3 protein-coding genes are annotated in these 2,325 nt (G+C 39.4%); all 3 read right to left on the reverse strand.

The window, feature by feature from the left end:
- Window positions 1–85: 85 nt before the first annotated feature.
- The gene (tnpC, locus tag EK386_RS19555) at window positions 86–1,639 is read right to left on the reverse strand and encodes an IS66 family transposase (protein ID WP_126660853.1); all 1,554 of its coding nucleotides are present in this window, start codon (window positions 1,637–1,639) and stop codon (window positions 86–88) included.
- 63 nt (window positions 1,640–1,702) lie between these two features.
- The gene (gene tnpB, locus EK386_RS19560) at window positions 1,703–2,056 is read right to left on the reverse strand and encodes an IS66 family insertion sequence element accessory protein TnpB (protein WP_126660854.1); all 354 of its coding nucleotides are present in this window, start codon (window positions 2,054–2,056) and stop codon (window positions 1,703–1,705) included.
- A complete protein-coding gene (locus EK386_RS19565) occupies window positions 2,046–2,240 on the reverse strand; it encodes a hypothetical protein (protein WP_126660855.1) in 195 nt (64 codons plus the stop codon). Before EK386_RS19565 ends, tnpB begins: the two co-directional genes overlap by 11 nt.
- Between the last annotated feature and the right edge of the window lie 85 nt (window positions 2,241–2,325).

Below are 2,325 nucleotides of genomic sequence, written 5' to 3' on the forward strand. Positions count from 1 at the left end.
GTAAGCCCGAAATAAAAAATAACGCACCTTCCGGCACGCACGGCGAATAGCCTTCAATCCACTGCTTTTTTTGGATTGAAGGCTATTATTTTATACATGTTGCTTGAATCGATTTCGACCAAGGCATGTAGTCTTGTAAAATCTCCGGTTGTTGATGAATTGGTAGGTTAGGTAGCTCCGTAAATAGCTTCACTAGATACTTATAGAAGTCGATGCCGTTCGCTTTCGCAGTTTCTACTAAGCTCAAACAAATCGCATTCGCTCTAGCACCCGCTTCACTAACAGAGAAGAGCCAGTTTTTTCGACCAATCACACTTGGACGGATCGCATTTTCAGCGGGGTTATTATCGATTTCAATGCGACCATCTTTTAAAAATGCTTTCAGTTCTTGAACCCGATTTAATGTATATTCAGCTGCTTTCGCTAACGCATTCTTCCCAAAAAACGGCGATTCTTGAACCCATGTTAAGAACTTTTCTACAATGGGCTTTGAATATTTCTTTCGCATTCTTCGACGTTTTCCTGGAGAGTAATTCTTAAACTTTCGTTCAAGTTGATAGAGCTGATCACAATAGGAAACGCCAATGCGACCATTCTTACTGTCCGCTTTTAACCAGTATCGACGTAGATGAGCCCAACAGTTGGCGAATGTAATATTCGGTAATTTGTCGTATGCCGAATACCCATCACAAATGACCGTACCTTTAAAGTCCTTCGTAAATTCTTCTAATACAGGACGACTTCTTGTTAAGGCACTCTGAAACAGGACAATGACAGGACCTTGAGATGGTATACTTTTAAACACCCAAAGATATGCATTCGATTGACCTGGTTTCCCATCAGAACGCTTTAGAATTTTAGCGTAGGTTTCATCGATATGAAGAATCGATTTTGTCGCTACTACATTCCTCATTTGTTCATAAATAGGGAGTAGCCATTCTTCGGCTACACGAATCACCCAATTTGAAAGATTTTTATCGTTCGTCATCAAGCCTGACCGTTCCCATTCTTTCACTTGGCGATACAGTGGTAAATATTGAATGAATTTATCATAAATTAATTTGGCTAACACAGTTGGTCCTGCAATGCTGCGTGAAATGACCGCCATAGGCGCTTTTCCACGTTTAATTTGTGCGTTTTGCGTCGTGTCTTTTTTACATTGCTTGCACTCATAGGCATGCTCAATGTGCTGCACGCGCACCATCTTTGCTGGAATAAATTTTGCCTCTTCTCGCGCAATACTACAACCGATTTCAAACATTTTACTCTGACAACAGTCACATTGTAGGTTAGAAGGGTGATGATGAACTTCTTCAATCTCTAATTCTTTACTAAAGGAGTCATTACGCTTTTTATTTCTGATTTTACGTACAACTGTATAGCTGACAGTCTCCGTGCTTTGTTTTTCTGTGTGCTCAGATTCATTAAAAGACGGATCGTCCTCGAATAAGGAACACTGACCATCTGGTACTTGGTATTTCGATTTCTCCGATTTTGTACCATATAATGCTTTTGTTAATTGGCGAACTTGTTCCGTTAACACTTCGATTTGTTTGGATAAACCTTTATTTTGTTCTTTCATAAAAGCTAGTTGATCTTCAAGTAATTGAATGACTTTATCTTGCGAAGTGTTACTCATCTCGTTCACCACATTTCCGTTCAGTTTTATCTATCGGTGATTATACCATTCGGAATACACTGTTTAAAAGACACCCTTCGAAGATTTTGCAATCGCTTTTGGTTGAGATAAAGATAACCCTTCTAACAACCACCGCAATTCCTGTTGCGAAAGATTTCGAACTTCCGCTTCATTCTTCGGCCATTGTAATTTCCCGTTGTCAATGCGTTTATACAATAAAGCGAATCCATCGCCATCAAAATATAAACATTTATAACGGTCACGACTCCAGCCAGAAAATAAGAAAACCGCATCACTATAAGGATCTAGCTGAAACGAATCCTGCACAAGTGTAGCTAGTCCGTCAATTCCTTTGCGCATATCCGTCCGACCACAAATAATGTAGATATTTCTTATCTTTGTAAAATCATGAATCATGGTTGCACAACTCCTTCATGATTGTTTCGATGACGTAGTTCTTAACACCAGGATAGAAGGAGACTTTTAATTGATTCGCTTGAATAATGCAGATTGGTTTTACTGGTGAACGACCAGCAGTAGTAGAAGCAGTTGGAGTGGATTCCAATTTGACTGGAACGATTGATACTTTGTTTGTTGGCATAAGAAAACACCTCCTTTGAATTTCATACCTTTATGGTACCGGGAGGTGTGATCAGATAATATGCGTTATTTGATTACGGGCTTAC

Source organism: Lysinibacillus antri, from assembly GCF_003977595.1.
GTDB lineage: Bacteria > Bacillota > Bacilli > Bacillales_A > Planococcaceae > Ureibacillus > Ureibacillus antri.